Below are 8,264 nucleotides of genomic sequence, written 5' to 3' on the forward strand. Positions count from 1 at the left end.
TCCGGCGCGACGTCGATGTCCAGCAGGCCGCACTGGCCGTCCAACAGGCAGCAGCGACCATATCAAACCGCCTGATGGAGAACCAGCACCGGTCATGAGCCCGCGAAGGACCCGGATCGTCAAGACCCCGCCCAGCACCATTGACCCCAACCTCATGTTGCTGCTCCAAGCCGTGCCGTCCCTGCCCCTTCCCGACCCCGCCGTATTCTCTGTGCAGCCTAAGGCCAGCTCCGGGGCTCGAAGAGGTCAGGGCCATCCTTTTCTCCACGACCGCCAAGTGATCACGTACGCTAGTCAAGCCCTTTGGCTCGGACGGCAGGCGTCTGTGTTTGACTAGCGGACCTGTCAACCTCGTGACACGGAGCCTGCGTCAAGCAGTTCCAGATCCGCCGGGGTGAGTTCCAGAACGGGGGCGGAGACGGAGTCCAGAATCGACCCGGGCCGGGAAGCTCCGGGCAGAGGGATGACAACGTCCGCCTTGGACAGCTCCCATGCGAGTGCCACCACCTGGGAAGAGACACCATGATTTTGTCCGACGCAGGCGAACTCCTCATGAGTCGAACCCAAATCGCGCGCGGAAGATATCCCGCCAAGCGGACTCCACGGGAGGAAAGCAATACCCAGTTCGGCGCAAAGCGCTAGTTCCGATTCACTCGATCGGAATTTTGGGGAATATTGGTTTTGCACCGATGCCAGCCGTCCGTTCAGTACCTCGTTGGCTTCCTTGATCTGCGCTACGTTGGCGTTCGAGATGCCAGCCATTCGTATGATGCCGTCCTCGAGAAGGTCGGCAAGAGCACCAATGGAGTCTGCATAGGGCACGAGGGGGTCCGGCCGATGAAATTGGTACAAATCGATTACATCGACTCCAAGCCGCCGGGCCGAGGCTTTGGCTGCTTCCTTAAGATAGGAGGGATGGCCGTTCTGCGCCCAGGGTCCTCTCTGCGGGCGCAGGTGTCCACCTTTGGTGGCGATGATTACCTGCGACGCTGCGTCTGCGCCGAAGGAACGGAGCGCCCTGCCGATGAGCTCCTCGTTATGCCCGACCTCATCCTGTCCAGCCAGGTGGTAGGCGTCGGCCGTATCGATAAGAGTGACCCCTGCCTCAAGAGCGGCGTGGATAACAGCAGTCGACTGCCGTTCCTCTGGACGTCCCTCGATGGACAGGGGCATCGCTCCGAGCCCAATGGCACTTACAGGCACATTTCCAATGGTGCGTTGCTTCATATCCTTCAATCTCTTTGCTGGCCACTCACGGGCCGTACTTTCAGCCACAGGAACGCCGCGATTTCCAGGGGTTAAAAAGGGGCCGACCCCACTTCCGCGGCGTTCCGGTGCCTTTGCTTCCTGAACTATTCGGTCCCCCATGTCCGGGCACATGCGCAGTCGGAACCATCTAACGAGCCCGTCCATGCTCTACAACTCCGGAACGCTCACCCCTTGAATTGCCGGGTTTTCGAAGGACGCCCGCCAGGGCCCGGGCCTCGGCGGTCCGTCACAGGCGGCCTGATGGGCTGCCCCGCTTCATTAATGCCTAGTGGTTTCAGGCCTGCGGCGAATTAGAGTCAGTGACGGGCGGGGATAGTGATGACACGTCCATCACTCGGAAAGCCCCTTCGGGTCCCGGCCCTCCATTGAGGGCCCCAACCCGGCACATGTGACAGGTGCCTGGACTTTGTCGAGTAATGGATCACGACAACGAGACCCTACTCGACGAGGACTAGTGGAACGACCTTCCGCCGTCTGCTGCCAGAGCAGATCCTGTCACGTAGGACGATTCTTGGCTGGTGAGGAAGAGAATGGCGTTGGCGATCTCGACCGGGTCGGCGAGTCGATTGAGCGCGTAGTTACCTACATTTCCCCTGAAGCCGTCAGCCATGGCAGTATCGACCATGCCTGGACAAACTGTGTTGACGCGTACTGTCGGTGCCAGCTCAGCCGCCAATGCCTTCGAGAGGGCAATGACTCCCCCTTTTGATGCAGCATAGGCAGTAAGTCCGGCAGCGTTTGGCATGAGTCCCGCCGCTGAAGCAATTGTCACAACCGTCGCTGAGGGTTCCTGCAACAGCCATGGGATACACCGGTGAACTAGGTTATAGGTGCCAGTGAGATTAATGTCGATCACCCGCCGCCATTCCTGAGCTGAAACTTCGGACGCCAGACCCTGGAACATGATCCCCGCTGCATTAACAACACCGTCGATCCCGCTTAGAGTCGCCGCAGCTTCCTCTACTGCACCCGCAACCGCCTCATCGTCGGTGATGTCCACAGGGAAAGCCCAACCACCAATCTCCTCGGCGGCAATCTGGAGGTTTTCCTTGTCCCGGTCGAGAAGGGCAACTGCTGCGCCTTCCCGTGCAAAGAGCTGCGCGGTGCTCCGTCCAATGCCAGCAGCAGCTCCGGTAACCACAATCCGGCGCCCCTTCAGCCGCTGCGTCGGCATGTGCGTTTGGTCGTTCATATCGATATTTCCCTTTTTATATTCGTAAGGCTCGGGGGTGGATCACGCGCAGCGGGGTCTTAGAGGTTCTGCTGCGACCCCTGTGTCGTGGTCCGCGGTCTCTTTTGATCGATTCAGGTCATGAGTTGCCGTACGGCGTCTCGCGCTCGGTTGAGAGGTCCCAGACGACTGCTTTTCGGCGGGTGTACATGGCGACCGAGTCCAGGCCGTTTTCTTTGCCGAAGCCGCTTTGTTTCATGCCTCCGAATGGGACGGTTGGGTGGAAGGAGCGGTAGGTGTTGACCCAGACCGTTCCCGCGATCAACTCTTTTGCGAGGTGTTGGATGGTCCGTGCGTCATTGCCCCAGATTTGCGCGCTGAGTCCGAATTCGGAGGAGTTGGATCGGGCGATGACTTCGTCGACGTCTGAGTAGGACAGGACGCTCGCCATCGGGCCGAAGGCTTCGGTGAGAGCGGCGGGGTTGTCATCCGTGACCTCCGCGAGCACGGTGGGCTGGTAGAAAGCACCGTTGGCCAGTTCGCCGTCCTCGGCTGGGGCGCCGCCGGCCAGGGCGACCGCGCCGGCATCGATCGCGCGTTGGACGAGCGCGTCGACCCGGCTGCGGTGTCGGCGGTTGATGAGCGTGCCCATTTGCGATGTTTCTTTCGTGGGGAGTCCGACGCGGACTGTTTTGGCCTTCTGCCCTAGCCGGTCGCTGACCTCCGCGTACATCGAGTTCGGGACGAAGATTCGTGATCCTGTCACGCAGCTTTGGCCGCTCTTGGCGAAGTTTGAATGCAGCAGCGACGGGATGGCAATGTCCAGGTCGGCGTCCGGGAGGAGGATCGCGGGGCTTTTTCCGCCCAGTTCGAGGAACGTCGGCACAATATTTGCCGCGGACTGATGGATGATTGCCCGGCCGGAGTCCGGGCCGCCGGTGAACGCGATCATCCCGATATCGGGGTGCTCGGTCAGTAGCGGACCCACTGTCTCCCCGCGGCCGGTGACGACGCTGATGACGCCGGCCGGAACGCCGGCCTGGAGTGCGAGTTCGACCAACCGATAGTTCAGGAGGGGGGCGACCTCGGGTGCCTTGATCACGATGCAGTTGCCGGCGACGAGTGCCGGGCCGGCCTTCAAAGTGAGGGAATTTGCGTTTCCGTTGTAAGGGCTTATACCGGCGACAACGCCGAAGGGCTCGTCAACCCCGTACGAGAGGCGGTTAGGCAGTTGGGCGAAGGTGCGCCCTTCAAGCTTGTCGGCGAGCCCGGCGTAGTAGCGCAAAATCCGGGTGCTGTTGTCAATGTCGGCGAGTACCTCGCGGCGCAGGTGCCCCACATCCGCGACCTCAATATCGGCCAATTCCTCCCGGCGCGCGGCAATCGCGTCCGCCCAGGCGCCAAGCATCCTTCCCCGGGCCTCAGGTGCCGTCCGCCGCCAAACCTTCTCGTATGCCCTCTTCGCTCCCCCAACTACCGCATCGATCTCTGCGGCATCGGCTTCGTGAAGCGTGCCAATGAGTCGACCCGTAGCGGGGTTATGGATCTCCATCTCATAACCACCTGCGGGCGCCTTCACACCATCCGCCGAGATGATGCCGACCCGGGCCCTCTCTCCGCCCTGTACCACGTCGGACTCTTCGGATATCTTCGTTGTCATTGTTGCGATCTCCTATTAGAGGGCGTGGAAGCCCCCGGTTGTCATTTGTTGGGCCGCACGCGGCCGTCAACTCGGTAGCGGAAGCTGCGTGTGCGAATTCACGCCCCGCCGCCCGCACGTCGACCTTTTACTTCGTCTCCAGCAAGGGCTGCTGCGATGCTTCGTGTCCGTCGCGAAGCTCACGATGGTGATCGTGTCTGCTCCGCATCCAGGTATGCAGGTCAGAGCCCGTCTCCGAAGACGTGCCCGTCGATCACTCACTGCCTCGTTTAGGAATTTCAATTCCGTGAAGCACTCCCATGCGCTCAAAGTGGCCGTAGATTCGGTCCACATACGTCCCGAAATCAGGGGATTCCACCAGGGCAAGTGGTCGTGGGCGGGGGAGGTCAACAACTATTTCGTCCACCACTTCACCTGGGCTCGGGCTCATCACGAAAATCCTGTCGGATAGTCCAACAGCTTCTTCAACACTGTGGGTGATGAACAACACTGTTGGTCTGTTGCGCAGCCAGAGTGCCTCGAGGTCAGATCGAACTTGAAGCCGAGTGAGAGCATCGAGAGCCCCGAACGGTTCATCCAGCAAGAGCACCGATGGCTCATGAACGATCGTGCGGATCAGGGACACCCGTTGCCGCATTCCGCCCGAGAGCTGGCGGGGGTATTTGTCCATGGCCTTCTCCAAGTGGAGTTGCTTGAACAACTCGGTGGCCCGGGATCTCAGCACGTTCTTGTCAAGGCCCCGTACGTCAGCCTGGATCAGGACGTTTTCCATTGCCGTCCGGAAATCCAGCAGGAGGTGATCCTGGAAGGCAATCCCGATATCCGTGAAGGGCTTGGTTACCGATGTACCCCCTATGCGGATGTCCCCCTCGGACCTGTCCAGTAGCCCGGCAGCCATCAGCATAAGTGTGCTCTTACCGCAGCCGGAGGGCCCGACTATGGAAATGAACTCACCCGGCTTTACGTCCATCGAGACCGGCTTGAGTGCTTCAAAAGAGCTGCCCTTAGGACTGCTAAACGTCTTCGCAACACCCGCTATTGAAATCGGCAGACCTGCGGCCCTTTTCTGCAATACTGTGTCGTTCATTTGTCATGCCTTTCTCTGCTGCCTGGTCAATTCGAACTCCCTGCACGCGGGTGTCCCTGAATTTACGTGCAGTCGTCAACTTTTAGATCGCGTTGAGCGACTCCGGCGGTCCCACTAGTGCTGTGCAAAGCCCCGGGGCTAGTTGTCGAAGCCTATTTGCAGCTGTGCAGTTCGGACTCCGGCGGCAGGAAATCGTAGGAAACGGCTTTTGAAATGTCCACGGGAGCAGGCAGGAGCTTTGCACGTGTCAAGATATCGTTGCTTTGTACCCACCGGTCCGGCTCGGCCCGACCGACGAACTTTGCGTCTGCAGCGCACATCAAGGGAAGCAGTAATTTCAGTTCGGCGCGCACAACGTCGTCGCGCGAGTCAGGCAGGAGCTGCTTGACCGCGGTCACGGCGCGTTCTTGATCGTCGATCGCCGCATTCCAGCCTTTCAGACTGGCTGCAACAAATTTCTTGACTGCCTCGGGGTTTTTTTCCGCAAAGCTCTGGGTCGTAAAGATTGAATGTGCAACGGGAGACACACCGGAGTCTTTAAACCAGAAGTTATTATATTGGGCGTTCTGCATTCCGAGAGCTACGGCTGTATCCTGTCCCCCTACAATCGCGTCGACGTTCTTTTGAAGCAGAGCGGCGGGCAGCGAAGCAAAGGGAAGGGTCGAGATGGTCACATCATTCTCACTGAAACCATTTTGTTGGAGGAAAAGGGGCAAGAGGAAAGACCACGCGCCGCCCTCAGCCAGCCCGATTTTCTTTCCCTTGAGATCCTTGGGAGAATTGATCCCTGAGGAAGCCAGAGTCTGAATCGCAATATTGGTCACCTGATTGTCCGTTGCGACCATGACAAGCGGGGCTCCCTTTTCAATTTGCTGGCTGACGGCCACTGCGTCTGCAATGCCCATGTCCGCCTGGCCGCTTGCTACGAGCTGGGCTGCTGTACCGGATCCGGTACCCTGTTCAATTTTGGCGTCAATTCCGGCATCCTTGTAAAAGCCATCCGCCTGGGCGACTGCGAAGCCCGCGGTGGAAGCATTCCAAGGGTTGTTCAATTGAAAGTGGACAGGGATGCCAGTGCCGGCATTGGTTGAGGATGGCCCGGCGGAGCACCCGGTGAGTACCAAAGCTCCCGCCGCCGTGGCGGCCGCGATTAATTTAGGAATGCCTCTTCGCATGGTATTTCTTTCAGGTCGTGTCGGGGTTGTTAAGGATTGTGGAAGCGGGTATGGGGTGTACCCGCGCAAATCAATTGGCGATGTGCCTGGTTATCAGGTGCGTCGTTGCCACGGCGTCAGCAGCCATTCAACCGCTTCCACCAGGTAATTGACGATCACGCCGATGACTGTGAGGATGACCAAAATGGCGAACATGTAAGTGGTATCCAGTGCACCGCTGGCCCGCAGCAGGGCGTAACCCAGCCCGCTGTTCGATCCCAGAAACTCCGCGACAAGTGCGCCCGTGATGGCAATCGTTGCTGAAGTCTTAATTCCCGAAAAAATCACCGGAAGGGCGGCAGGAAACCGAAGAAACCAGAATGTCTGCCAACGAGTCGCGCCCATGGACCGGGTCAAGTAGAGGAGCCTCTCATCAAGGATCCTGAATCCGCTGATGCTTGCCATGAGCAAGGGAAAGAAGGTTATGAGTATGACCAAGCCAATTTTCGTATTAATACTAAAACCGAGCCAAACCAGGAGCAGCGGTGCGACCGCGATCTTCGGCACCAGCTGCAAGATCATAACTTGCGGGTAGAGCAGCTGTTTTGCAGTCCGGGAGAGTGCAATGACCAGGCCAAGAGGAATGCCAATGACGATGCTCAGCAGAAGCCCGATAACAATCACCACGAGAGTGGACTGTGTGTGGGTCCATAAACTGCTTGCATCACTGAATAGACGTTCAAAGACCGCAACCGGCCCCGGAAGCAGGTAGGCCGGGATCTTGAATAGCTCGACTACTGCACCCCACGCCACGAGGATCGCCAGAAACACCACGAATGGCAATGACGACCAAGCGACAGAGCGGATTCGTCGCGTCGAGGCGGAGGCTTCTTGTCGTCCGCGCGGGTCTGTTCCGGGCGTTCGCCGGGGGGTCACGGCGGACCCCTTCTGACTGGGCCGATCGGCCGTAAGGGTTTTTCTCTGCATGATCCTTCTCTTCCTTGAGGGGGACTCGAACCGCTGTCTGACCCCCAGGACACACTGATAACTCACGCCTGAAGTACCAACGAAAGGGCTGATACGTGAGGACAACAGGGTCCTTGACGTGGTGACTTCCAAGTGATTCCGGGATGTCTCTTTTGGCGGCGGGGTGTCCACGCCAAAAGGCCTTTGAGCCAAGATATCCTGTATTGTGAGACTTGGTCAATAGCACGCTTTGATGTGCTGGTTTGGTAAAGCAGGGAAGAGAAGGAATGGGACTCGGCGTATGAGTGAACTTGATTCGCAGGCCGGCGGGGCAGCAGAGGCTTCGGATAGCGCGGGCAGCTTGTCCAGGATGCTGAACGTTCTGGATCTCTTCACGGAGGTGGCGCCTGTGTGGTCAACGGCTGACCTGATTGAGGCTTTGGAGACCTCCAGGTCAACGGGATACCGCTACATCAAGACCCTGCATGATGCCGGGCTGCTCACCGCGGTGCGCAACGGCTACTACAGCCTCGGCCCGCNTGGAGACCTCCAGGTCAACGGGATACCGCTACATCAAGACCCTGCATGATGCCGGGCTGCTCACCGCGGTGCGCAACGGCTACTACAGCCTCGGCCCGCGGGTCATCGAGATGGACTTGCAGATCCGCCAGACGGACCCGCTGCTGCTGGCCAGCCACGGCGTCCTGGAGGAACTGGTGGACAAGATCGGGCACTCGGCGACTCTAAGTACCGCGTTTCGCGATTCGGTCCTGTGCATCGGGGAGTACCGGGCCCCGACGAGCCCCGAGAACCGGTTCAGCCGCGGGCAGCGCCGCCCGTGGTTTCAGGGAGCGGGAGCGAAGGTCATCCTGGCCTACCTCCCCCATCACCGCCTGAAAGCCATCTACCCCCGCCACAGCAGGGAAATTGAGGAAGCCGGTCTGGGCAGTACGTGGA

At 59.3% G+C, this 8,264-nt stretch carries 7 protein-coding genes; 1 reads left to right on the plus strand and 6 read right to left on the minus strand.

The annotated features are described in order from the left end of the window. Positions 1-345 precede the first annotated feature (345 nt). The 6 genes from ASG79_RS12050 to ASG79_RS12075 all read right to left on the minus strand — a co-directional run bounded on the left by ASG79_RS12050 (position 346) and on the right by ASG79_RS12075 (position 7,328). The gene (locus ASG79_RS12050) at positions 346-1,227 is read right to left on the minus strand and encodes an aldo/keto reductase (RefSeq protein ID WP_056391336.1); all 882 of its coding nucleotides are present in this window, start codon (positions 1,225-1,227) and stop codon (positions 346-348) included. 493 nt (positions 1,228-1,720) lie between these two features. Then, positions 1,721-2,461 (minus strand): SDR family NAD(P)-dependent oxidoreductase, encoded by a 741-nt coding sequence (locus ASG79_RS12055; protein ID WP_056391339.1) that lies wholly within the window; start codon positions 2,459-2,461, stop codon positions 1,721-1,723. Between the two features lie 118 nt (positions 2,462-2,579). Beyond that, entirely contained in the window at positions 2,580-4,100 is a 1,521-nt protein-coding gene (locus ASG79_RS12060; RefSeq protein ID WP_056391342.1) for an aldehyde dehydrogenase family protein, read from the minus strand. A gap of 253 nt (positions 4,101-4,353) precedes the next feature. Beyond that, the gene (locus ASG79_RS12065; protein WP_056391345.1) at positions 4,354-5,187 is read right to left on the minus strand and encodes an ABC transporter ATP-binding protein; all 834 of its coding nucleotides are present in this window, start codon (positions 5,185-5,187) and stop codon (positions 4,354-4,356) included. Between the two features lie 152 nt (positions 5,188-5,339). Further along, a complete protein-coding gene (locus ASG79_RS12070; protein WP_082581741.1) occupies positions 5,340-6,362 on the minus strand; it encodes an ABC transporter substrate-binding protein in 1,023 nt (340 codons plus the stop codon). Between the two features lie 93 nt (positions 6,363-6,455). Beyond that, positions 6,456-7,328 (minus strand): ABC transporter permease, encoded by an 873-nt coding sequence (locus ASG79_RS12075; protein WP_235509797.1) that lies wholly within the window; start codon positions 7,326-7,328, stop codon positions 6,456-6,458. A 349-nt stretch (positions 7,329-7,677) separates the two neighbouring features. On the opposite strand from ASG79_RS12075, the gene ASG79_RS24475 reads away from it, so the two are divergent. Then, the coding region (locus ASG79_RS24475) for a helix-turn-helix domain-containing protein (protein WP_414730912.1) at positions 7,678-7,846 on the plus strand (169 nt) is incomplete at its 3' end. Between the last annotated feature and the right edge of the window lie 418 nt (positions 7,847-8,264).

The organism is Arthrobacter sp. Soil761, from assembly GCF_001428325.1.
In the GTDB taxonomy this organism is placed as follows: Bacteria; Actinomycetota; Actinomycetes; order Actinomycetales; family Micrococcaceae; genus Arthrobacter.

Coding starts and splice junctions, on each gene's coding strand:
- ASG79_RS12050 (WP_056391336.1), bottom strand. CDS start 1,227: ATGAAGCAACGCACCATTGGAAATGTGCCTGTAAGTGCCATTGGGCTC.
- ASG79_RS12055 (WP_056391339.1), bottom strand. CDS start 2,461: ATGAACGACCAAACGCACATGCCGACGCAGCGGCTGAAGGGGCGCCGG.
- ASG79_RS12060 (WP_056391342.1), bottom strand. CDS start 4,100: ATGACAACGAAGATATCCGAAGAGTCCGACGTGGTACAGGGCGGAGAG.
- ASG79_RS12065 (WP_056391345.1), bottom strand. CDS start 5,187: ATGAACGACACAGTATTGCAGAAAAGGGCCGCAGGTCTGCCGATTTCA.
- ASG79_RS12070 (WP_082581741.1), bottom strand. CDS start 6,362: ATGCGAAGAGGCATTCCTAAATTAATCGCGGCCGCCACGGCGGCGGGA.
- ASG79_RS12075 (WP_235509797.1), bottom strand. CDS start 7,328: ATGCAGAGAAAAACCCTTACGGCCGATCGGCCCAGTCAGAAGGGGTCC.